The sequence below is a fragment of the Micromonospora sp. NPDC049204 genome (assembly GCF_040647935.1).
Taxonomy (GTDB): domain Bacteria; phylum Actinomycetota; class Actinomycetes; order Mycobacteriales; family Micromonosporaceae; genus Micromonospora.
Map to the genome: position 1 here is coordinate 1 of NZ_JBEZDC010000028.1, position 23,567 is coordinate 23,567.

Below are 23,567 nucleotides of genomic sequence, written 5' to 3' on the forward strand. Positions count from 1 at the left end.
TCGGGCGGCCCGTGGGAGCGGCACTACGGCTACTCGCGGGTGGTCCGGGCCGGCGATCGGGCCTTCACGGCCGGCTGCACGGCGACGGTGGACGGCCGGGTGTGCGCTCCGGATGGGTGCGCGGTTCGGCTCAGCGGAAGCAGCGCGCGACAGGTACCGCGCTGCCCTCGCAGTTGGTCGGCTCGTTCTCGATGACCACGCTCTCGTCGTCGATCTTGACCTGGGCGTGGGCGGCGAAGATGCCACCGGGCTTCACCGTCGACGCGTTGTGGGTGATCTTGCTGGTGTAGATCGCCACCGAACCCGCGGACGCGTAGATGCCACCGCCGCTGGACGCCGCGCCGACCGCCTCGTTGCGGGTCACGTCGCTGCCGCGGACCAGCAGGTTCGCCTTCTCGGCGTAGATGCCGGCGCCGACGCCGTGGGTGGTGTTGCCGTCGACCACGCTGTCGTCGAGCGGCGTCAGGCCCTTCACGGTGGAGATACCGCCGCCGTTGACGGTGGACGTGTTGCCACGGATGGTCATCGTGCGCATCACCAGCACCGCGTCGGAGTTGGCGGCACCGCCGCCGACCTGCGCGGTGTTGTTCAGCAGCTCGGTGTCGGAGACCTTCGTCCGGGCCGAGAAGCTGGCCAGCCCGCCACCCTGGCCGGCGCTGTTCTGGGTGAAGGAGACGCTCTCCACGTCGGCGGCACCGCGGTAGTTGCCGAGCCCGCCGCCGTAGGCGTTGGCGCTGTTGCGGTGGAACTCCGAGCGCTTCAGCGTCAGCACGCCACCGTTGAGCAGGCCCCCGCCCTTGCCCGCGGCGCCGGAGGCGCTGTTGCCGACGAACGTGGAGTCGGTGACCACCATGTTGCCGTCGTTGAAGATCCCACCGCCGCCGCCCTCGGGGGACAGCGAGGTGCTCTGCGTGACGGTGACCCGCTCCACCACGGCGGTCGCCCCGTGCACCACGTGCACGCTGCCGCCCTCGATGTTCGAGCGGCCGTTGTGCAGCTCCACGTCGCGCAGGGTCAACTCGCCGCCGTCGCGGACGGTGAAGAAGCGGAACGGCGCGGCCTGGGCGTCGCGCGCGATGGTGGCGCCGGCGCCGTCGATCGTGATGGCCTGGTAGATCACCGGCAGGCCAGCGGTGTCGTCGGCCGGGTTGTGCGGCGGCGCATCGGCGTCACCGGGGGTTTCCGCCGCGTCGGCCGCCTCCCGTGCGTCGCGGATCCCGCCGTCGTACTGGTCGGTCTCGTGGAACGCCTCGGTGAGCAGGTAGCGGCACCTGGGCGCGAGCCGCAGGTCCGCGCCGCCCTCGGCGTTGGCCGTCACGAGCGCCGCCACCAGCTTCGCGGCGTCGCAGGGCACCGACACCACGCCCCGCTTGCCGGTGCCCGGGCTGGGGGCAGTGCCCCGTTCGGCGTCGTCCGGGTCGCGCTGCGCCCCGCCCTGGTCGCCGGCACGGCGGTCGTCGTCGCTGCCGGCCGCCGCGCTCAGCCGGCCCAGACCGGGAAGGGAGAGGTCACGGTCGGCCGCGACGGCCACGCCGGTCACGCCGGCCGCTCCCACGACCAGGCTTCCGGCCAGCAACCCGCTGGCCAAGAACCATCGGGACCGGCGTCTGGGTCGGATCTCGCGGTCTCCTCCGTGGTACGTGGACATCAAAGGTGCCTGCCTTCCTGCCTGCAAGACGTGACCGCGCGCCGATCCGGGCGCGGGGGGCTCGACGTAGCGTCGACCGCCAAACGTCACGATAGGTCCGCAATACGGACAGGAAGGTGTGAACGTGAATAGTGCCCCTATTCATCTTTCCACCCCGTCAAACGGGCAGCCGGTCACCCGCCGACGTGGATGCCGGGACGACGCAGCGGGTCCCGCTCGGTCCGCCGGATGATCTCCCGCACCACCGGCGGGGTGTCCCCACGACCGAGGATGAGATAGCGCGCCAGGTGCGCGATCGGGCTCCCCTCCGACCACTCGAAGTGCGCGTGCGGCCGCACCCCGGTGGCGTCCCGCAGGGCCAACAGGATCGCGGCGATCGCGTTGGGCACGGCGGGGCTGCTGGCCCGCAACACCCGGAAGCCACCCACCTCGATCCCGTGCACCCGCAGCACCTGGCTGAATTCCGACGGGTCGACCACGTCGATCTCCAGGAACAGCACGTCCGCCGCACCGGGCACCGGATTCATCCCCCGCTGCGCCCGTTCCTTGATCGTGTACTCCTTCACCGATCCGCTCTGCCGCTTGTTCGCGATCAGGTGCAGCTGCCCGTCGTGGGCCAGCGACTCGGTGATGAACCGCCGGGCCGGCTCGTCGAACTCGATCCGCTCGGCGCGCAGTTCGGTGGTCCGGGTGACCCGGGAGACCAACGAGACCACGATGATGCCGAGGATGAACAACGCGGAGATGGTGATCCCGTCCGGCTGCTCGATGACGTTCTCCAGCAACGCGTACAGCAGCACCAGGGTCAGCAGTGTGAACCCGACGGCTCCGCCGCGCTGGCGGTGGCGGACCGCGGAGATCGTCACCGCCACCGCGCCGGAGACCATCATTGCCAGGATGCCCGTCGCGTACGCCCCGGCCTGAGCGTTGACGTCGGCGCGGAAGGCGATCGTGATGGCGACGCTGACCACCGTGTAGACGATCACCACCGGGCGCACCGCCCGCGCCCACTCCGGTGCCATGCCGTACGAGGGCAGGTAGCGCGGCACGATGTTGATCAGCCCGGCCATCGCCGAGGCGCCGGCGAACCAGAGGATGAGCACGCTGCTGACGTCGTAGACGGTGCCGAAGGCCTCGCCCAGCTGGGCGTGCGCCAGGAACGCCAGGGCCCGGCCGTTGGCCGCCCCTCCGGGCCGGAACTCCTCCTGCGGGATGAGCGCCGTGGTCACGAATGTCGTCGAGACGAGGTAGACCGACATGATCAGCGCGGCGGTGGTGAGCAGCCGGCGTGTGTTGCGGATCCGGGCGGCGAGCCGGGCCTGCTTGTCCGCCCCGTCGGCCCGGACCAGCGGCATCATGCTCACCCCGGTCTCGAAACCGGACAGGCCCAGCACCAGCAGCGGGAACGCCAGCACGGCCGTGAGCAGCACGTGACCCGGCCCGCCGCCGCCCGTGGTCAGCGCGGCGGTCCAGTCCGAAACGATGCCCGGGTCGTCGACGATCCGGGCCAGGGCCACCACGACGATCACCGCGTTGAGCACGAGGAAGACGGCGACCAGCGGGATGGCCACCACCACCGCCTCGCGGAAGCCGAGCAGGAACACCCCGCCGAGGATGAGCAGCAGCACCACGGTGACCACGACCGGGACGGCGGGGCCGTGCAGCGCGTCGGGCAGGTACGGGTTCTCCAGCAGGTGCACGGTGGCGTCCGCCGAGGAGAGGGTTATCGTGATGATCCACGAGGTGGCCACGAAGCCGAGCAGCACGAGTACGAAGATCTTGCCCCGCCAGAACGGCAGCAGGCGCTCCAGCATCGCCACCGACCCCTGCCCGTGCGGGCTCTCCTGGGCCACCCGCCGGTACATCGGCAGCATCCCGAACAGGGTGAGCGCGACGATCAGCAGGGTCGCCAGCGGGGACAGCGCACCGGCCGCCACCGCCGCGATGCCCGGCAGGTACGACAGCGTGGAGAAGTAGTCGACGCCGGTCAGGCACATCACCTGCCACCAGGCGTGCCGACGGTTCTGTCCCTCGCCCGCCTCCGGGCCCGGCGGCTGCACCTGGTGCTGGAAGAGCCACCGGCGCAGTGGACTGGCCGGCGGCGCCGACCGCGCCGCCGTCGCCACGCGTTCGGGCACCACGACACCCGGCCGGCCACCCCGGTGCGGGCGGGCCGGATCGCGGGCCGCCCGCAGCGCCGGGTCCGGCCCCGTCGGCGCGTGGCGGCGTCCGCCCCAACGTCGTGGTTTCGCCCGGTGCTCGTCACCCATCGCCAGTCCCACCCTCACAGGTCCTGATCCGACGGTAGGCGGTGGCGCGGGACCCGACCGGCGGAACCGGGCAGGTGGATGGCCAGCTCAGGACAGGTCCGGTACGGCGAGCAGGCGGGCCAGTGCGGGCGGGTCGGCCACGGTCACCGTGGCCGCCGGATGTCGTGGCCGCCCGCCCGGCACCACTGCCGGCACCGGTACGCCGAAGCGCAGGCAGATCCCGCCGGCCGTGCTGCTGCCGAAGCTCGCGCCCCCGTCGGCCAGCGACACGTGTGGCCCGATCACCCGCCACCAGCGGTACGGACCGCTCAGCTCGACGGCTGTCACGTTCTCCCGGTCGGTCCGCAGCTGCCACGGCCCGTACCGGATCACCAGATCCCGGTCGGTTACGGCGACCCAGGCCGTCGCCGGGCGAACCCCCAGCAGCGCCAACACCGGGCGGAACAGCGGATCGAAGCGGAACGCGAACCGCGTCGCGGCAGCGGTCATCGCGCACCGGGTCGGACGGTGGGTCGCGGCACCGGGCCACCTGGCCGCAGCGGGCCGGGCCGCGCGGGCCGGGGTCGGGCGGCGGGCCGGCGCCGGGCCAGGACGGTCATGGCGCGGGCGTACCCGTTAAGCGCCCGCCGACACCCCCGACATGCGCCACCGGCGGGACGAGCGCGACGCCCTCCCCCACCGCCGGCCGGCACCCCCCGGGCCGGCCGACGGTGGCAGACGGTCGGCACCCCCCGGAGCCGGCCGGCTGCACCCCTGGGTCGACCGGCCGCGGCCGGCCACCCGAGGGTGGGCGAATCTGATGGGACGCGCCCCCGCGCTCCGCCACCCCCCACGGGGCGGAACGCGGGGACCCCCCGTCCCGGCTACTGCAGAAACGCCCCCAGGGGCGACAGCAGTAGCCGGCCGAGCGCCGCGGCGTTGTCGTCCAACCGCGTGCGCTCACATTCGCGGGCGTCCGGATCGTGCCGGCACCGCCAGATCTTCTGCGCGTTACGCCAGGCGACATTGCGGGTGTACTCGACCAGCTCCCCCTGGTACCAGTCGTCGATGTCGCCGTTGAGCATGTCGATGAGCAGCTGCCACTGCTCCAGATAGCCTCGGCGCAGACCGGGGATCTTGTCCGCGAAGATCTTGTTGATCTCCAGGTAGTCGTGGTGCTGGTCGCTGCCGTCGACCGGCTCCGACTCCAGGTGGTCGAACGTGGTCACCAGCGCGAAGGGCAGGTCGAAGTTGATGTGCGCGTTGACCCCCGCCGCCGCCGACGGCAGCGGACGGGCGTCCGGTCCACGCATCCGCTCGAAGAGGCACGACCACGCCTTCGGGGTGCCCGGGCTGGAGTCGGTCCAGAGCCGCATCGCGTCGAAATACCGCGCGGCGAACTCCACGTCCAGCCGGGACAGGAAGGCCGGGTCGATGAAACGATCCTCGTACAGCCCGTCCAGCACACTGCTGGTGATGGTCAGGTAGAGCCTGTTGAAGTCGGCCAACGGGCAACTGGCCTCCAACGGAGGAAGCCGCACCAGCATGTCCTGAAGTTTGGTGAGGTGGTCGACCACGGCCGGCACGTCCGCGGGATGGTCGGCGAGCAGGTCGACGATGTCCCGGTGCACGGGCCCCCAGACCGGAGCGGTCATCTCTCCTCCATAGTGGTCGGCGGCATCCCCCGCGCCGTCGTCGACGCGGCCCAGCCTTTCAGCCGACACCCACTCACCGAATCAGTAGAACGACGTATCCCGGTACGCACACGCGCCAGTGGACGGTGTGGAACGTCAGCTTCGGACGTTGCGCAACTGGATCGCGCTGGCCTGGACCCGGGTACGGACCTGGAGCTTGTCGAAGATGTGCGACACGTGCACGCCGATGGTCCGCTCGCTGATGAACAGCCGCTGCCCGATCTCCTTGTTGGTCAGGCCCTCCGCGACAAGCGCGAGCACCTCCCGCTCCCGTGCGGTGAGCGGCGCCAACTCGTCGTCGGACGCCTCGGCCGGCGCGCTCCTCGTGCCGCCGAGTACCTCGTGCTCCTCCAGCGACACCCGGGCCCGCCCGGCCAGCTCGCGGATCTCCGAGGTCAGCGGCACCGCGCCCAGCCCCTGCGCCACCCGGTACGCCTCCCGCAGCAGCTTGCCGGCGGTGGCCAGCCGGCTGCGGCGGGCCAGCAACGCCTCGGCCTGCCGCAGCCGCGAGTACGCCGCCGGGTAGGGGTGGTGGCGTCGGTCCCACTCGGCGACGGACGCGGCCCACAGGTCCGGATCGCTGCTGTCGAGGCGGCTCACCTCGGCGGCGCAGAGCGCCAGGAACCCCTCCACCACCGAGCGCACCGGACCGGCCGCGCCGACGCTCTTTCGGGCCACCCGGTCCGCCACGTCACGCAGCCGACGCACCACCGTCGGGTCCACCGCCACGGCACGACTGGCGTGCGCCTCGGCCTCGGCTCGCAGGCCGTGCCAGACCAGCGCCGACAGGATCGTCACGTCGTCGGACCGGCTCTCGGTGAGGCCCCGTTGCACCGCCAACCGCGCCACGTCGTGCCGGCCTTCCCACATGGCCAGCCCGGCGCGCAGGGTGAGCAGCGGAATGACGTGCCGCGCCCCACCACCGGCGAGCAGGGTCGCCACCGCGTCGAGGTCACGGCTGGCAGCGTCGATGTCGCCGTAGCCCACCGACAGCCGGCACCGGGCCAGCAGCAGCTCGACGGCGTCCGCACCGGACGGTCGGTGCCGCAGGGCGGCGGCGACCACCTTCTCCGCCTCGGCCCACTGGCCCACCCGGAACAGGCCGTTGATGGCGACGGCCAGCAGCCGGGTCTCCCAGGTGCGGCCCAACCCCAGTTCGGCGACCCGCTCGGCGCCACGACGGGCGACCACCACGCCCTCTTCGAGGATGTTCAGTGGCCCGGTCAACAGCTCCGCCAGGTGCAGGTACGCGCAGGCCACATCCTCGGGCTGGCCGGCGCGCTCGGCGGTGTCGAGGGCGTCGCGCATCACCGCGAGCCCCGCGTCCGGGTCCTCCAGGTAGGCGTCGCTGAAGCCCAGCGCCGAGCTGGCCAGCACCACCTCGGTGGCGGAGCCCTCCACGTCGGCGGCCAACGCCAGCGCCTCCCGGGCCCACCTGCCGGCGTCGGCGTAGCGGCCCAGGTGCAGGAGCAGCTCGGCGAGGCGGGCGGCGGCCGTGGCCCGGTCGCGCGGGGAACAGTCGGCGGCGGTCAGCGCCCGCTGGTATTCCTCCTCGGCCAGCGCCGAGCGGCCGGCGGCGGCCAGGTAGCGGGCCCGGCGGATGTGCAGCGCGCTGGGCTCGCCACCCGGCAGCGCGGCCACCTCTTCCAGGAGGACCAGCGCGCGGGCGTGCTCCCCGCAGTGGTGGGCCGCCTCGGCGGCGTTCTTGAGCAGCTCGACCCGGTCCACCGCCAACGGTCCCGGCTCGGCGGCCAGTTGCAACGCCGCCGACCAGTGCCGGTGCGCCTCGGCGTAACCGTGCAGCCGCTCGGCCTCCTGCGCCGCCGCCACCGCGGCCGGCAACGCGCGCGCCGGCTCACCGGCCAACCGCCAGTGGTGCGCCAGCCGGGCCTGGTGCAGCTCACCCGGCGCGGCGGTCAGCGCCTCGGCGTAGCGGCGGTGCAGCCCGGAACGCTCGGCCGGCAGCAGTTCGTGCGCGAGCACCTCGGCAACCAGGCGGTGCCGCAGCCGGTAACCGTCGTCGGCGCCGACCAGCAGCCGGTGGGCCACCGCGGCGCGGGCCGCGTCGATCAGCTCGTCCTCGGGCAACCGCAGCACCTGCGCCAGCAGCCAGTGCTGGACCGGCTCGACACCGGCGGCGACCGCGTGCACCACCGCGTGGGCGTGCTGGGGCAGCGCGTCGACCCGGTCGAGGAAGATCTCCCGCAACGTCTCGGACAGGCCGTCGCGGCCGTCGCGGAGATCGCGGGCCAGCTCCTCGATGACGAACGGGTTGCCGCCGCTGCGCTGCCAGATCTGCTCGGCCGCCTCGGCGGGCAGCGTCCGGCCGACCACCGCGGCAGCGAGCTTCTCGGTGTCGGCCCGGCCCAGCGGAGCCAGGTCGAGCACCCGCACCGTACGCAGCCGACGCAGCTCGGTGAGCACCCGGCGCAGCGGGTGCGCGCCCTGCAGCGACTCGGCGCGCACCGCCGCCAGCACGGAGAGCTGGAGGTCGCCGAGCCCGGCCAACAGGTAGAGCAGCAACTGTCGGGTGCTCCGGTCGACCCACTGCAGGTCGTCGAGGATGAGCACCAGTGGTCTGCCCTCGGCGATCAGGTGCAGCCCGCGGCTGGCCCGCTCCAGCAACGCGCCCGCGCCGTCCGGGCTGGCGGTCTCGTCGGCGAACATCTGCAGCAGCCCTCGCACCGCGGAGGAGGTGCGGGCGTGCGAGGTGGACAGATCGGCGTCGAAGCGGCGCAGCGCCTGCAACAGCGGGTGCAGCGGGGAGGCGTCGCCGATGTCCAGGCAGCTGCCGGTGAGCACCACGGCGCCCTGGGCACGCAGTTGGTCGGCGACCTCACCCAACAGCCGGGTCTTGCCCACACCGCTCTCACCGGTCAGGAAGACGGCGGCGGTCTGCCCGTGCGCGGCGTCACCGTGCAGCGCGGCCCGAACCGTCTGCACCAGCTCGGCCCGGCCCACGAGCGGTGCGGTGTCCCCATCGCTGGCCATGGCACGCAGCCTAATCACAGGTCCCCGAACCGTTCTACGGCCAACTGCCGCTTCTGGTACTCCTCGCGTCGACTTTGCGACAAAAGGTTGCGGGTGGCCGACATACGTCGTTCGGCAGATCCCCGGTCAGCTCAGGGATGCCAATCTCCGGAGGTCACCTGGCATCAGCGGGGGGAAGGGTTGGTGCGAAGCCATGACCACCATCGCTACTACCAGCAGCATCATCATCGCCGGCGACGCACGGCGGCCCGTGCCCCCGCACTGGCCCGTGCCGGAGGAGAGACGCACCGTCACGGTGCTCTTCGCCGACATCGTCGGCTCCACGGCGTTGGTGAGCCGACTCGACCCGGAGGACGTCCGCGCGATGCAGCGGGTCTACTTCGACACCGTCACCGGCGTGCTGCACCGCTGGCAGGGAGTGGTGGAGAAGTACGTCGGCGACGCCGTGATGGCGCTCTTCGGCGCTCGGCGCTCCGACGGCTTCGACGCGTACCGCGCGGTGCGGGCCGGACTCGAGATCCAGGCCGCGCTGGACCGCCGGCCGATGGTCGGGGACATCCGACTGCGGGTGCGCGTCGGTGTCGCCACCGGCGAGGTCGTGGTCGACCTGGGCGACGCGGTCAGCGGCGGGCACGGCGTGGCCAGCGGCGCGGTGATCACCACCGCGGCCCGCCTCCAGGAGTACGCCCCACCGGGTGCGGTCGCGCTCTGCGCGGCCACCGCACGGGCCACCGCCGGCCTGATCACCCAGCGTCAGCTGCCACCGGTGCCGGTCGCCGGCCGGATGTCGCCGGGGCCGCTCTGGCAGGCCATCGGCGCCGTCCGACCCGGCCCGGACCGGCACGACGGTCCGCTGATCGGTCGCCGCCGCGAGCTGGCCACGATCCGCGACCAGCTGACCCTGGCCATCCGGGAGCGGAACCCGTGCTGGGTCTCGCTGGTCGGGCCCACCGGCAGTGGCCGCAGCCGGCTGCTGCACGAGATGACCCGTGGGCTGACCACGGTGGACGGCGCTTCGGTGCGCTGGTCCGTGGCGGCCTGCCAGCCGTACCCCGATCAGGTTCTGGAACCGGTCGCCGAGCTGCTCCGCGGTGTCGCCGGGGTCCGACGCCGTGACGGCCCGGCGGCGGTCCACGACCGGCTCGTCGCCGCCCTGACCGCCCTGTTCCCACCGGCGCGGGTCGCCGCCGCGATCCCGACGCTGCGGCGGATGCTGAGCAACCCGGACGACTCCGCCGCGGCGGTGGCCGGCGCGGCGATCTGCCGCGACGTCCTGCTGCGGCTGGCCAGCCAGGCGCCGCTTGTCGTCGCGGTGGACGACGTGGACCGGGCGGCGCCCGCGGTGAGCGGATTCCTACGGGCGCTGTTCGACGTGGCGACGGCACGGCGGCTACCACTGGCCGTGGTCACCCTGCACCAACCGCAGTGGGCCGACACCCGGCCTGGCCCAGCCCGCCGGATGGCGATCCGACCGCTGGCCACTGTGCAGTCCGGGCGACTGCTGCGCCATCTCCTGACCCGGTCCGGTCAGCCGGTGACCCTGGTGGACCGGCTGCTGCCGTTGGTGGGCGGTCGGCCCGGGCACGCGACGGCGTACGTGGCGTCGATCGCGGCCGGGGCCGACCCGGCGGTGCTCCCGCTGCCCGAGGCGGTCCGCCGGACCGTCGGCGCCGAGGTGGACCACCTCGATGGTGAGCGGCGAGCGGTCCTGATGGCCGCCGGTGTCCTGGGCGGCGTGGTCTCCGGCGCGACGGTCGACCGCGCGCTCGGCTGGACGCCCGGCCGGTCCGTGTCGGCACTACGCCGGCTGGTCGCCGCCGGACTGCTCATCCCCCAGCGCACCGGGGGGTACGCGTTCGCCTCGCCCGCGCTGCGCCAGGTCGCCGCCGAGCGGTTGCCCCGCGCGCTGCGGGCCGTCTTCACCCGCCGGGCCGCCGACGCCCCACGCCGCGACACCGCCCTCGTGGCGTTGGCCCCCGCGCCAGGATCCGGCCCGCCGCGCCTCCCCGCCCCGACGATGGCGACTCCGCCGGCCGCGCCGCCCCGCGGAACCAACCGTGTGTCGGGCGTCAACCGGCTCCGAACCGTCGCGCCGGCCGGTGGCGTGCCACCGACCTCGGCGGTGCCGGCCGCGGTGGCGCAGGCCAATACGGGCGGCCACTGGCCCTCGGCCATCGACCGCATCCCGGTGGCGATCCGCGCGGTGCCCGCCGTGCCGGGGTCGACGAGACCCGGCACCGGCGTCGGCGGGCTGCCCGATCGGGTACGCGCCTTACCCGTCCCACCGTTGATCCGCCAGCCAGACAGCCTGGGCTACGGGCAGCCCGCCTCAGGCGGGTACGTCACGACGAACGACTGACCCCGGGCGGCCGCCCGCCGAACTGCCAGTTGTGCACCTCGACGTCGGCGTACCGGTCCACGGTCAGGATGGCGCGCGCCGCGTCCGGGGTCGGCGCCCGGACCAGCGCGGCGGTGCCGAGCCACGTGTCGCCGTCGTCGGACAGCAGCGGCCCGTACGCGATCAGCTCGTCCGGGTCGGGTGGCACGGGCAGGTCGACGGCCTGCCCCGCGCCGAGGCCGAGCACCAGGTAGCGGTTGCCGCCGTCCCGACCACCGGGGAAGTCCCACATGGTGCGGCCCAGCGTGTTGCGCCATCGGCGCAGCAGCACATCCCGGTACACGCCGGCCTGGTAGTTGGGCTCGTCGAAGGCGAACGTCCGCGCGGCGGCCGGATCGGGCAGGTCGACGATGTGCACGCTGCCGGTGGCGGTGTCACCGGACAGGGTGGGGCCGCGGGCGATCAACTCCTCCGCGTACCGGTCCATGTAGGACCAGTGTTCGGCCAACAACTCGTCGCGCAACGTCCCCGAGTCGGGCCGGTCGCGGTGATAGCACAGGAATTCCATGCCACGCATTCTCGCCGTGGGGCAGACCGCCGGGTGGCCGGGTGTCGCCCGTGGCCTACGGCACGGACGCCGAGGCCAGCAGCGCCGCGGTCGGCAGGACGAGCAGACCGTCCGCGTCGCGGTAGGCGGCGGTCAGCTCGTCGTACGCGGCACGGATGCGGGTGATCACCTCCGGCGGCTGGGCCGCCAGCACCAGACCCGCCTTGCTGATGCCGTTGGCCGGGCCGCTCCACCAGGCATCGGGGTGGGTGCGGTGCGCCCAGGTGATCGTGTCGCAGCGCGCGTCGGCGAGACCGGCGGCGTCGAGCAGACCCGCGAACCCGTCCGGGGTACGCGGGAAGTCCCGCTCCGCGTCCACCGTCGGCACCGAGGTCGGGCGCCCGACCCCGGCGGCGTCGAACACCGCTCCCCAGAGCCGCTGCGCCTCGGGTGGCGGGTCGGGCCAGATCGTCACCGCGATCCGACCGGCCGGCCGGACGACCCGTCGCAGTTCGCTGATCGCGGCCACCGGATCGCCGACGTGATTGATCACGAAGTTCGCCACGGCCGCGTCGAAGTGCCCGGTGGGAAACGGCAGATGGGGCAGGGCCGCGAGGCGAACCTCGGCGGACGGGACCCGGCCGCGCACCAGCTCGACCATGCTGGGCTCGGCATCGACGGCCACGACGGTGGCGCCCCGAGCGCTCGCCAGCGCGGCCACGGTGCCGGAGCCGGTGCCCGCGTCCAGCACCCGCATGCCCGCGGCGACGCCCGCGGCGTCCAGCAACGCCGGGGCGGGATGGGCGCAGAGGGCGGCGAAACTGCCGTCGTACGCCGTCGCGCGCCCGGCCCAGCGCACCCGCTCGTGTTCGTCGAAAGCTGTCGTCGGCACCGCGTCCCCCCGCTCAGGATCTTGCTGGTGGCGACGATATCCAACGGGATCTGCCGGGGTTGCCCCGCGCCCTCGACGCCGCCCGTACCCCCGGTGAGCTGGGTGTCCGTTGTCCACCGGCAGCGGTGACTAGGATTGGTCGGTCATGCTGCTACGGGTGCTCGGGCCGCTTGAGGTCGAGGTCGACACAGGCGGACCGGTCGACCTCGGCGGCCCCCGCCAACGCGCCGTGCTCGCGCGGCTGCTGGCGGCCCGAGGCGAGGTCGTCTCCGTCGGTCAGATGATCGAGGACCTGTGGCGGGGTGACGCGCCGCCACGGGCGATCGCCTCCGTCCAGGCGTACGTCTCGCACCTGCGCCGCCTGTTGGAGCCGTCCCGCGAGCGCCGCACGCCGGCGCGGGTCCTGGTCACCGCGCCGCCCGGCTATGCGATCCGGGTGCCCACCGAGGCCGTCGACGCCGGCCGGTTCGAGACGCTGCTCGTCGAGGCGCGCACAGCCAGTGCCACCGATCCGGGTCGGGCGCGGCTGCTGCTGAGCGGCGCGCTCGACCTGTGGCGCGGTCGGGCGTACGCCGAGTTCGCCGGGGAGCCGTGGGCGCAGGCCGAGGTGCTGCGGCTGGAGGAGCTGCGGCTCGGCGCCCGGGAGTCGCTGCTCGACGTGGTCGTGCGGTGCGGCGACGCGGCCGAGGCGGTGGCGGAGGCGGAGGTGCTGACCCGGCAGGCGCCGCTGCGGGAGGAGAGTTGGCGGCTGCTGGCATTGGCGTTGTGGCGGGCCGGCCGGCAGGGCGACGCGCTCGCCGCGCTGCGCCGGGCGCGGGCGACCCTCGTGGACGAACTCGGCCTGGATCCGGGCCCGGCGTTGGTCGAGCTGGAGTCCGCCATCCTGGGCCAACGACTCGACCTGCTCCCACGGGTGGCCGCGGCACGCGTCGACACCGGGCGACCGGCGACCGCTGAGGTGTTCGTCGGGCGGGAGACCGAGCTGGCCGCTCTGGGATGGGCCGCCGCCGAGGCGGTGGCGGGCGGGCCGCGGGTGGCGCTGCTCAGCGGGGAGGCCGGCGCGGGCAAGACGAGTCTGCTCGCCCGCTTCCGGGAGGCGCTCACCGCCCGCGACTGGCTGGTCGCCGTCGGCCGCTGCCCCGAGGTCGAGGGCGCCCCGCCGGCCTGGGCCTGGGTCGAGGCGCTGCGGCAACTCGCCGAGCAGGTGCCGCCGGGTGATCTCGCGCCGGCGCTCGTCCCGCTGCTCGGCGGAAGCGCCGGCGAGTCCGGGGGCGACGTCACCGCCGGCCGGTTCCGGCTGCACCACGCCGTTGGCGCCTGGTTGGACGCGGCCGCGATCCGCCGACCGGTCGCCGTCATCCTCGACGACCTGCACGCCGCCGACGCCGAGACGCTGCTCCTGCTGAACAGCGTCATCGAGGTGACCACCGAGGCCGTGCTGGTCGTCGCGGCGCTACGCCCCGCCGACAACCGCGAGCGGCTCGCCGACACGATGGCCGTCCTGGCCCGTCGGTCTCCCCACCGGATCCGGCTGGGTGGCCTGACGACGGCCGAGATCGAGACACTGCTCGGGGCGCTCGCCCGGCGACCCGTCGACGCGGAGACGGTCGCCGCGCTGACCGAGCGGACCGGCGGCAACCCCTTCTACGTACGCGAGTCGGCGCGGCTCCTCGCCGCCGAGGGCACGCTCGTCGCCACCAGCGACGTGCCGGACGGGGTACGCGACGTGCTGCGCCGACGACTGTCGCGCCTGCCGTCGCCGGCGGTCGCGGTGCTGCGCCTCGCCGCCACGCTCGGCCGGGAGGCGGACGTGCCGACACTCCTCGACGCCGCCGACACCGACGAGACCGCCACCCTCGAAGCGCTGGAGATCGGGCTGGCCGCCGGGCTGCTCACCGAACCGGCGCCGGGGCGGGTTCGCTTCGTGCACGGGCTGGTCCGCGACACCATCTACACCGACCTGCCCCACCTGCGCCGCACCCGACTGCACGCCCGGATCGCCGCCGCCACCCGGCGGTTGGCACCCGACCACTATCCGGCCCTGGCGCACCACTACGCCCGTGCGGCGTCGGCCGACACCGCTCCGCTCGCCGTCGACTACGCCATCCGCGCCGCCGAGCTGGCGGAGCGGCGGTACGCGTACGACGCGGCGGTCGAGGTGCTCGGCAACGCCGTCGACGCCGCCGGGTCGGTCACCGGGGATCGCGACGCGCTGCGGGTCGACCTGCTCGGCCGGCTGTTACGCGCGCAGGCTCGGGCCGGTGCGGTGGCCGCCGCCCGGCAGACCCGCGCCCGAGCCGTGGACGTGGCCGTCGCGTCCGGCCGGGACGAGCTGCTGATCGCGGCGTTCACCGCGTGGACCGTCCCCACGCCGTGGCTGACACACGCGTACGGCGTCGTGGACCATCGGGTCGTCGAGCTGCTCAGCCGGCTGTTGCGGTCCGACGACCTGGACCCGGTGGCCCGCTGCCGTCTGCTCGACGCCCTGGCCACCGAGTTGGACGGCGAGTCGGACCCCCGGGGTGTGTCGGCCGGGCGGGAGGCGCTGACGATCGCCCGGCGGCTGGGCGACCCGGAGCTGCGCGCCCTGGGGCTGGCCGCCCGGGTCCGGACCATGAGCTACGAGCGGGAGGCGCCGCACCGTCGGGAGTTGGCCCTGGAGTTGCGCGACCTCGCCGACGAGCACGGGCTGGTGATCTACCGCTGGGTCGCCGAGCAGGTGCTCGCCCACTGCGCCGCCGCGCTCACCGAACCGGCCGAGGTTCGCGCCGCGATCGCCCGACAGGGGTGGCTGGCCGAGACGTACCAGCTCAACGAGGGACAGGTGATCTACCTGTGCGGGCGGGGTGCCCTCGCGCACATCGCCGGCGACTTCGTCGCCGCTCGCCGACACTACGACGAGGTGGCCGTGCAGATGCGGCGCCAGGGTTCGCTGCACGCCGAGGCGTTCCACTATTTTTCGGTCGGGACCCTGCTGATCAGCCAGGGACGTTTCGGCGAGCATCTGGAGGCGACCCGCCGCATCCGTCGGTCGCTGGGGCCGATCGTGGACGACCTGCTGGCGCTGGCGCTGATCGAGAGCGGACGGGTGGACGAGGCGCGGGCCATGCCGATCGGTCGGCACGCCTACCGCCCGGACTACTTCGAGTCGGCGCTGCTCAGCGTACGCGGCATGGTCATCGTGGCCCTGGGTCGGCGAGACCTGGCCCAGCCCGTGATCGACGCCCTGCTCCCGGTCCGCGACCAACTGGCTGGTTTCTCCACCACCGCGGCCGTGGTGCGACCGGTCGCGCTGACGCTCGGGGAGCTGTTCCGGCTGGTGGGACGCACCGAGGAGGCGGCCCGGCACTTCACCCTGGCGGCCGGGGTGGCCCGCCGGTGGGAGTCGCCGCACTGGCTGGCCGAGTCGACGGCCGCGTTGGCCGACTGAACCGGTTACTGGGTTCCAAGCCGATTCCAAGTGCCACCGAGCATGATCAACAGATCTGTGTCAGTTGATTTCCTCGGAAAGGTCACCGTGAACCAGAACCACCGCGAATCCATGGCCGACGTCCGCGACATGTACATGGCGCACACCGTCTTCCGTCGCGAGTTCGGCCTGCTGCCGCAGCTCGTCCGCGACGTCAGGCCGGGCGACGTCGGCCGCGCGGAGGTCGTCGGCGCCCACGCCGAGATGCTCTGTCACACCCTGCACCTGCACCATGAGGGCGAGGACCTGCTGCTGTGGCCCCGACTACTGGCGCGCGGCGGCGCGGAGGCCGCGGCCATCGTCCCCACCATGGAGGCGCAGCACCACGCCATCGAGGAGGCCCACGCGGCGGTGGTGGCCCTGCTGCCGGGGTGGCGGCGTACCGGGCACGGTGGTGACCACCTCGCCGACGCCTTCGAGCACCTCCGCACCGCGCTGACCGAACACATGGCCATGGAGGAGAGCGAGATCCTGCCGCTGGCCGAACGGCACGTCACCGCCGCGGAGTGGATGGAACTCGGCGAGCACGGGATGGGTAAGACCCCGAAGAAGCGGCTGCCGCTGGCCTTCGGCCTGGCCATGTACGAGGGCGACCCCGAGGTGATCAAGGCGGTGCTGGCGCACGCCCCGCTGCCGGCCCGGCTGCTCATGCCGATCATCGCCCCCCGGCTCTTCGCCGCCCACGCCAAGCGGGTGCACGGCACCGCGACTCCCCCGCGCATCGGCGCCGCCGCACGCTGAGCGAGGCCGGCCACCGACCCAGGCCCCGGGGTCGACGGCTCGTCAGCCGGCAGCGAGGAAGGCCAGCACCCGCGGCCAGGTCTCCGCGTCGGCGCTCGGGGCGTACTCGCTCAGGTCCGGGTCGGTGAACAGGTGCCCCGCGCCGGGATAGCGGAAGACCGTCAACTCGGCACCGGCGTCGGTCATCGCCTGCTGCCACTCGTCGACCTCGTCCGGCGCGTCGTACGGGTCGGGGTCGGCGAGGTGCAGCTGCACCGGTATCCCGGGCCGGACCGCGTCCGGTGCGCCACCGGTGCCGTGCAGCAGAAGTAGACCGGCGGCGGCGGGGCGCTCGGCCAGCAGCGCCCCGGCCACGCCGGCGCCCATCGAGAGGCCGGCGAGCACCGTCTCCGGTGGCAGGTCGCGCAGCGCGGCTCGGGCCCGGTCCAGCACCACGTCGTGGCCGATCTTGTCGAGCAGCGCGAAGCCCTCCTCGACGGTGTCCGTGGCCGGCACGCCGTACAGGTCGGGGGTGCTGACCTGGTGCCCGGCGGCGCGTAACCGGTCGGCGGTCGCGCGCACGGCGGGCCGCAGCCCGTACACGGAGTGGAACAGCAGGACGTGTGACATCACGTCATCCTGCCGCAGTCACGGGTCCGTCCGGTGTGGGCACGCGGGGCGGACGTCAGACCAACGCGGTCAGCCGCGCGACCAGGTCGCTCGGCGGTGGCATCGCGGCGATCTCGCGACTGACCTGGCCCGCGGCGGTACGCAGGCGCTCGTCGGTGAGCAACCGGGTCAGGGCCTGCGCGGTGATGTCCCGGGGGCGCAGCGCCAGGCCGACGCCCCGGCGAGCCAACAGCTCGGCGTTGTGCCGCCGGTCCCCCGGACCCACGGTGGCGAGTTGGGGCAGGCCGGCGGCGAGGGCGCCGAAGGCACTGCCCGCACCGCCGTGGTGCACCAGCGCCGCGCTCGCCGGTAACGCCTCGTCGAGCGGAATCCAGTCGACCACCCGCACGTTCGGGGGCAGCGAACGCGCCGACCGCTCGTCTGGGCGGACCAGCACGATCTCGGCGTCCACGTCGGCGGCGGCGGTGACCACGGCGGGCATCGGACCTCGGTCGCCGGGGCCGGTCAGGGTGCTGCGGGTGACCAGGATCCGGGGCCGGTCGCCCGGCTCGCGCAGCCAGGCCGGCAGCTCGCCGCCGCCGACGTAGGACGTGTAGCGCATCGGCCAACCGCCCTGCGCGGCCACGCTGGGCGGGGCCACGGCGAGGGCTGCGGCGGGTGGCGGCAGCTCGCTCAGGCCGTGCCGGCGTAGTGCGCCACCGAGTCGGACGACGGTGGCGCGGACCAGGTCCCGGCCGTCGAACAGGGCGTTCTCCTGGCGTACGGCCGGCACATCGAGCCGCGCGGCGGCCACCGCGCCGGCGACCGCGAACGGCTCGTGCAGCACCAGATCCGGTCGCCACCGGGTGGCCAGCGCGACCACCGGGTCGGTGAGCTGGTCGTTGAGCGCGCCGAACAGCAGGCCGGCGCCCCGGGTGCCGGCGGTGCCGGCCATTTCGGCGCGCGCGATCAGCGGATGGCGGGGAAAGACCCGCAGCGCGATTCGGCCGAAGTCGAAGCCCGGTGCGATGTCGTGCACCGGCAGACCCGCGTCGGCGGCGGCCAGGCCACCACCTCCGGTGGCCAGCAGCACGTCGTGGCCGGCGTCGCGCAGCGCGACGGCGAGCGGCACCAGCGGGAAGACGTGCCCGACCAGGGGCGCGGAGACCACCAGCACACGCATGGGCAGGATCCTATGTCGACCACCACACCCGCGAGGCCCTGCGACCGGTCTGCCGACCAGGTGCGTGCTCGGCCGGACTCACCAGGCGTACGCCTGCGGGGCCTCTCCCGGCCCCGGCCAGATCTGGTCGAGTCGTGCCAGGACGTCGTCGTCCAACCGTACGGACAACGCGTCGAGGTCCGCTCGCAGCTCGTCGATCGTCACTGCGCCGACGATGGTGGTGGAGACGACCGGGTTGCGCAGCAGCCAGGCGATGGCGACGGCCGCCGGTGGTGCGCCCAGTTCGCGGCACAGCCCCTCGTAGGCGGTGAGCTGGTCGCGGTGCGCCTCGACACGCTGCCGCGCCGAGGGGTCCGCGCTGCGGCCCTGGTCCGCGGCGTCGAGCGCGCCGGCGAGCAGGCCGGCATGCAGGGGGCTGTACGAGATCAGCCCGACGCCGAGGTGTCGCAGCGCGGGGATGAGCTCCTGTTCCACGGCGCGTACGGCGAGGTTGTAGAGACTCTGCTCGCTGGTCAGTCCAAGGAAGTGGCGTGCCGACGCGGCGGCCTGGGCGAGTGCCACGTCCCAGCCGGCGAAGTTGCTGCTGCCCACATAGGTGATCTTGCCTTCGCGGACGAGCTGCTCCATCGCCTGCCAGATCTCCTCCCACGGCGTGGCCCGGTCGACGTGGTGCATCTGGTACAGGTCGATATGGTCCGTCCGCAGCCGCCGCAGGCTGGCCTCGCAGGCGCGGCGGACGTGATAGGCGGACAACCGACGGTCGTTCGGGCCGAGGCCCATCGGCTGGTACACCTTCGTGGCCAGGACGATGTCGTCGCGGTGTCCACCGCGCCGCAGCCACCGGCCGACGGTCTCCTCCGCGACGCCGTAGCCCTTCTTCATCTCCGGTGACTGCGGCCCGCCGTAGACGTCGGCGGTGTCGAAGACGTTGATGCCGGCGTCGACAGCGGCGTCCATGATCGCGAAGCTCGTCGCCTCGTCCACCGTGTACCCGAAGTTCATGGTCCCGAGGCCGATCCGGCTGACCAGCAGACCGGAGCGGCCGAGGTGTCCGTACGTCATGGTGTGCACCGGCCAACAATAGGGCGGCGGGGTGGGTCAGCCGGCCGCTCGCTGGTCGACGATGCGGCGCATCTTGCCCATCGACCGCTCCACCCCGTCCGGGGCGAGGACGTCGACCGCCACGCTCACGCCGATGGTGTTCTTCACCAGCTCCACAAGCGTCGCGCCGGCCCGCTCGGCGGCGTCCACGGCGACGCCGGCCCGCCGCTCCACCCGCACCGTGAGGGTGTCCAGCCGGCCCTGCCGATCGAGGACGCACTGGAAGTGCGGCGACAGCTGCGGGGTCCGCAGGATCAGCTCCTCGATCTGGGTGGGGAAGATGTTCACCCCGCGCACGATCATCATGTCGTCCGTGCGGCCGGTGATCTTCTCGATCCGGCGCATCGGGCGGGCGGTGCCGGGCAGCAGTCGGGTCAGGTCGCGGGTGCGGTAGCGCACGACCGGCATCGCCTCCTTGGTCAGCGAGGTCAACACCAGCTCACCGCGCTCACCGTCGGGCAGCACCACCCCGGTCACCGGGTCGATGATCTCCGGGTAGAAGTGGTCCTCCCAGAGGTGCAGCCCGTCCTTGGTCTCGACGCACTCGGTGGCCACGCCGGGGCCCATCACCTCGGAGAGCCCGTAGATGTCGACGGCGTGGATGTCCAGCCGCTGCTCGATCTCGCGGCGCATGTCCTCGGTCCACGGCTCGGCGCCGAAGATGCCCACCCGCAGGGAGGTGGCCCGCGGGTCGATGCCCTGGCGCTGCATCTCGTCGACGATGGCGAGCAGGTAGCTGGGCGTGACCATGATGACCTCGGGTTCGAAGTCGCGGATCAGCATCACCTGACGCTCGGTCATGCCCCCGGAGACCGGGATGACCGTGCAGCCCAGCTCCTCGGCCCCGTAGTGCGCGCCCAGGCCGCCGGTGAAGAGCCCGTAGCCGTACGCGATGTGCACCCGGTCGCCGGGACGGCCGCCGGAGGCGCGGATCGACCGGGCCATCAGTCGCGCCCAGGTGCGCAGGTCGTCGCGGGTGTAGCCGACCACCGTCGGCCGGCCGGTGGTGCCGGAGGACGCGTGCAGCCGGGCCACCCGCTCCCGGGGTACGGCGAACATCCCGAACGGGTAGTTCTCCCGCAGCTCCGCCTTGCCGGTGAACGGGAAGCGGGCCAGGTCGTCGAGGTCCCGGCAGTCGTCGGGGTGCACCCCGGCCGCGTCGAACGCCCGACGGTAGTGCGGCACGTTGTCGTACGCGTGCCGCAACGACCAGCGCAGTCGGTCGCGTTGCAGGGCGCGCAGCTCGTCGATGCCGGCGCGCTCGATCGGCTCCAGCTCCTCCGGACGAGGGGTGCGGTCCTGCATCGGCTGCCTCCTTGGCGCGGCGGTCCCGGTGGGGCTGCGGGTACCGTACGCCCGCCGTCGCCGGGTCCGGCGGGGCGGTCAGCGGGTGGCCGGCAGCCGGTGCAGGGCGTCGACCAGCGGGGCCAGCTCGGGGGTGGCCTCCGCCTGGGCGAGCGCGTCGCTGAGCACCCGGTCGTGGGTGGGGCGGGTCTGGGCGAGCAGCTCGGAGCCGGCCGGCGTCAGCTCGGTGTAGATCCCGCGCCGGTCGTCGGCGCAGAGGATGCGGGTGAGCAGCCCCCGCTGTTCGAGGCGGGTGACCAGCCGGGTGGTGGCGCTGCCGGAGAGCGCGGCGGCGCGGGCGAGCTGGCTCATCCGCATGTGCCAGCCGTCCTGGCGGGAGAGCGCGTCGAGCACCGTGTACTCGACGACGGACAGGTCGTGGCCGGCCTGCAACTCCCGTTCCAGGGATGTCTCGATCAACCCGTGCAGGGCGGCGAGGGTGCGCCAGCCCTGCGCGCGGATCTCGACCGCGTCGTCGGCGATGCCCATGCCGGCCCTCCTCGGGTGTGCTCTCGACGGCCCAGGCTACCACGCTTGCGCTGATATCCAGCGCGTGCAAGTATTTCGTTGTCGACGCGTGTAGTTGCACGCGCCGAATATCCGCCCCCTCCCGATGGGAAGACCATGTCCGTACGCCACAAGTCCCTGCCACCCGGCCTGATCGCGCTGGCCATCGGCGCCTTCGGCATCGGGCTCACCGAATTCGTGATCATGGGGCTGCTGCCCGAGGTGGCCGCCGACTTCGCCGTCACCGAACCGGTCGCCGGCTGGCTGATCTCCGGCTACGCGCTCAGCGTGGCCGTCGGCGGGGTGGCCCTCACCGCGGCGGTCACCCGACTGCCGCGCAAGCCGGTGCTGCTCGGCCTGATGGTGCTGTTCATCATCGGCAACCTGCTCTCCGCCGTCGCCGGCGACTACGCCGTGATGATGGCCGGCCGGATCGTCGCCGCGCTCTGCCACGGCGCGTTCTTCGGCATCGGCGCCGTGGTGGCCGCCGGCCTGGTCGCGCCGGCCCGCCGGGCGGGCGCCATCGCCATGATGTTCGCCGGTCTGACCATCGCGAACGTGCTCGGCGTGCCCTTCGGCACCTTCCTCGGGCAGCACTTCGGCTGGCGGTCGACGTTCTGGGCGATCACCGCGATCGGCGTGGTGGCACTGATCGGGCTGGCCCTGCTCATCCCGGCCGGCGACACCGCGAACGCCGACCGTCCGGCCGGTGGGCTGCGCGGCGAGTTGCGGGCCTTCACCCACTCGCAGGTCTGGTTGTCGCTGGTGATCACGGTCCTGGGCTTTGGCGGCATGTTCGGCGCGTTCACCTACATCGCCTACACGCTCACCGAGGTCAGCGGCTTCGCCAGCAGCACCGTGCCGTGGCTGCTCGTCCTCTTCGGCGTGGGGCTCTTCGTCGGCAACCTGCTCGGCGGCCGGGCCGCGGACAGGTCACTGTCGCGCACCCTGGTCACCGTCCTGGCGGTGCTCACCGTGGTGCTCGTCGGCTTCGCGCTGACCGCCACGAACCCGGTGCTGACAATCGTCGCGTTGGTGCTGATGGGTGGGTTCGGCTTCGCCACCGTGCCGCCGTTGCAGATGCGGATCATGCACTACGCCCACCAGGCGCCGACCCTCGCGTCCGGGGCGAACATCGCGGCGTTCAACCTCGGCAACGCGCTGGGCGCGTGGATCGGCGGGGTGACGATCGCCGCCGGGCTCGGCTACACCTCGCCGATCTGGGCCGGCGCGGCGCTCACCCTGGTCGGCCTGGGCGTCCTGCTGGCAGCGCTGCGGCTGGCCCGCCGCCAGGAGCCGGCGAACGCCGACGCGGCCCTGGTGGACACGGCGGCCTGACCGGGTAGACGAGCGGACGCGGGGCCGGGCATCCGCCCGGCCCCGCGTCACTCTGATCATCGCCCTGCCATCTTCTCGCAATTGCAAGTTATGTGCAACAAGGTCTGGACACCGCGATCGATACGTAACTAGCCTGCTTGCCATGAGTCCTTACATCTTGGAGCCCTGGTCCTGGCAGGAGAGCTGGGATCGCCAGCAGGAGGCGTTCATGCCGGACCGGGAACACCGGTTCGCCACCATGCTGGACACCGTCGACGCGGTGCTCGACGCGCGGCCGCCGCGCGTGCTCGACCTGGCCGGCGGCACCGGCACGATCTCGCTGCGGACACTGGCGCGCTTCCCCGACGCCGAGGTGACCCTGCTGGACCTCGACCCGGCACTGCTGGCCATCGCCGGGGCCACACTTGCCGACCGGGCCACCATCGTCCCGGCCGACCTCGGCGCCCCCGAGTGGCGCGCCGCGCTCCCCCACCGCGACTACGACGCCGTTCTCACCGCCACCGCCCTGCACTGGCTGCCGGCCGACCGGCTCGGGCAGCTCTACGCCGAACTGCGCGACGTGCTGCGGCCGGGCGGAGTCTTCGTCAACGCCGACCACATGCCCGACGACACCCTGCCGGAGCTGACCAAGCGGCTGATGGACCGGGCCCGGGACCGGCGCAACGCCCGGTACGCCGCCGGCGCGGTGCTGTCCTGGTCGGACTGGTGGGAGCGGGCCGGGGCCGACCCGGCGCTGGCCCCGCTGGTCACCCAACGGCAGGACATCTACCCGACCGGGCACAGCCCGGAGTGGAACCCGCCGGCCTCCTGGCACCTGGCCGCACTCACCACCGCCGGGTTCAGCGAGGTCGGCACGGTGTGGCGCGGCGGTCCGGACGCCGCCGTCGCAGCGGTGCGCTGACGCCGCCATCGCCGGCAGCACGCCAGATGCCGCCGT

17 protein-coding genes are annotated in these 23,567 nt (G+C 73.5%); 5 read left to right on the forward strand and 12 right to left on the reverse strand.

Going from position 1 to position 23,567, the window contains the following annotated elements; translation table 11 throughout:
* Positions 1-130 precede the first annotated feature (130 nt).
* From AB0A90_RS33260 to AB0A90_RS33280, 5 genes are all read right to left on the reverse strand, one after another.
* Positions 131-1,648: a hypothetical protein gene (locus AB0A90_RS33260; RefSeq protein ID WP_357255700.1), complete on the reverse strand. Its 1,518-nt coding sequence runs from the start codon at positions 1,646-1,648 to the stop codon at positions 131-133.
* Between the two features lie 173 nt (positions 1,649-1,821).
* Entirely contained in the window at positions 1,822-3,918 is a 2,097-nt protein-coding gene (locus tag AB0A90_RS33265) for an amino acid transporter (RefSeq protein WP_357255702.1), read from the reverse strand.
* Positions 3,919-4,005: 87 nt separating this feature from the next.
* Positions 4,006-4,407, reverse strand: coding sequence for a hypothetical protein (locus AB0A90_RS33270; RefSeq protein ID WP_357255704.1), 402 nt, complete (start codon positions 4,405-4,407; stop codon positions 4,006-4,008).
* A gap of 374 nt (positions 4,408-4,781) precedes the next feature.
* Complete coding sequence (locus tag AB0A90_RS33275) at positions 4,782-5,552, reverse strand: DUF5995 family protein (RefSeq protein WP_357255706.1); 771 nt, start codon at positions 5,550-5,552, stop codon at positions 4,782-4,784.
* Between the two features lie 135 nt (positions 5,553-5,687).
* Positions 5,688-8,582, reverse strand: a complete 2,895-nt coding sequence (locus tag AB0A90_RS33280) for an AAA family ATPase (protein ID WP_357255708.1) — start codon at positions 8,580-8,582, stop codon at positions 5,688-5,690.
* Positions 8,583-8,775: 193 nt separating this feature from the next.
* On the opposite strand from AB0A90_RS33280, the gene AB0A90_RS33285 reads away from it, so the two are divergent.
* A complete protein-coding gene (locus AB0A90_RS33285; RefSeq protein ID WP_357255710.1) occupies positions 8,776-10,941 on the forward strand; it encodes an adenylate/guanylate cyclase domain-containing protein in 2,166 nt (721 codons plus the stop codon).
* On the opposite strand, the gene AB0A90_RS33290 is transcribed toward AB0A90_RS33285, so the two are convergent.
* Together AB0A90_RS33290 and AB0A90_RS33295 are read right to left on the reverse strand one after the other, a co-directional pair.
* The gene (locus AB0A90_RS33290) at positions 10,925-11,488 is read right to left on the reverse strand and encodes a YciI family protein (RefSeq protein ID WP_357255712.1); all 564 of its coding nucleotides are present in this window, start codon (positions 11,486-11,488) and stop codon (positions 10,925-10,927) included. The two genes, AB0A90_RS33285 and AB0A90_RS33290, sit on opposite strands and share 17 nt — an antisense overlap.
* Positions 11,489-11,543: 55 nt before the next feature.
* Positions 11,544-12,359, reverse strand: a complete 816-nt coding sequence (locus AB0A90_RS33295) for a class I SAM-dependent methyltransferase (RefSeq protein ID WP_357255714.1) — start codon at positions 12,357-12,359, stop codon at positions 11,544-11,546.
* Between the two features lie 145 nt (positions 12,360-12,504).
* On the opposite strand from AB0A90_RS33295, the gene AB0A90_RS33300 reads away from it, so the two are divergent.
* Positions 12,505-15,789, forward strand: coding sequence for a BTAD domain-containing putative transcriptional regulator (locus AB0A90_RS33300; protein WP_357255716.1), 3,285 nt, complete (start codon positions 12,505-12,507; stop codon positions 15,787-15,789).
* Positions 15,790-15,846: 57 nt separating this feature from the next.
* Entirely contained in the window at positions 15,847-16,569 is a 723-nt protein-coding gene (locus AB0A90_RS33305; protein WP_357255718.1) for a hemerythrin domain-containing protein, read from the forward strand.
* Between the two features lie 42 nt (positions 16,570-16,611).
* On the opposite strand, the gene AB0A90_RS33310 is transcribed toward AB0A90_RS33305, so the two are convergent.
* From AB0A90_RS33310 to AB0A90_RS33330, 5 genes are all read right to left on the reverse strand, one after another.
* Positions 16,612-17,178 (reverse strand): dienelactone hydrolase family protein, encoded by a 567-nt coding sequence (locus AB0A90_RS33310; protein WP_357255720.1) that lies wholly within the window; start codon positions 17,176-17,178, stop codon positions 16,612-16,614.
* Positions 17,179-17,233: 55 nt separating this feature from the next.
* Positions 17,234-18,340 carry a nucleotide disphospho-sugar-binding domain-containing protein gene (locus AB0A90_RS33315; protein ID WP_357255722.1) on the reverse strand — a complete coding sequence of 369 codons (1,107 nt, stop codon included), beginning with the start codon at positions 18,338-18,340 and terminating at the stop codon, positions 17,234-17,236.
* Between the two features lie 78 nt (positions 18,341-18,418).
* The gene (locus AB0A90_RS33320; RefSeq protein WP_357255724.1) at positions 18,419-19,402 is read right to left on the reverse strand and encodes an aldo/keto reductase; all 984 of its coding nucleotides are present in this window, start codon (positions 19,400-19,402) and stop codon (positions 18,419-18,421) included.
* Between the two features lie 36 nt (positions 19,403-19,438).
* Positions 19,439-20,746 (reverse strand): phenylacetate--CoA ligase PaaK, encoded by a 1,308-nt coding sequence (gene paaK, locus AB0A90_RS33325; RefSeq protein WP_357255726.1) that lies wholly within the window; start codon positions 20,744-20,746, stop codon positions 19,439-19,441.
* Positions 20,747-20,824: 78 nt separating this feature from the next.
* Entirely contained in the window at positions 20,825-21,274 is a 450-nt protein-coding gene (locus tag AB0A90_RS33330) for a MarR family transcriptional regulator (protein ID WP_357255728.1), read from the reverse strand.
* 135 nt (positions 21,275-21,409) lie between these two features.
* On the opposite strand from AB0A90_RS33330, the gene AB0A90_RS33335 reads away from it, so the two are divergent.
* Positions 21,410-22,630, forward strand: coding sequence for an MFS transporter (locus AB0A90_RS33335; RefSeq protein ID WP_357255730.1), 1,221 nt, complete (start codon positions 21,410-21,412; stop codon positions 22,628-22,630).
* Positions 22,631-22,772: 142 nt separating this feature from the next.
* Complete coding sequence (locus AB0A90_RS33340) at positions 22,773-23,531, forward strand: class I SAM-dependent methyltransferase (RefSeq protein WP_357255732.1); 759 nt, start codon at positions 22,773-22,775, stop codon at positions 23,529-23,531.
* Positions 23,532-23,567: the final 36 nt, after the last annotated feature.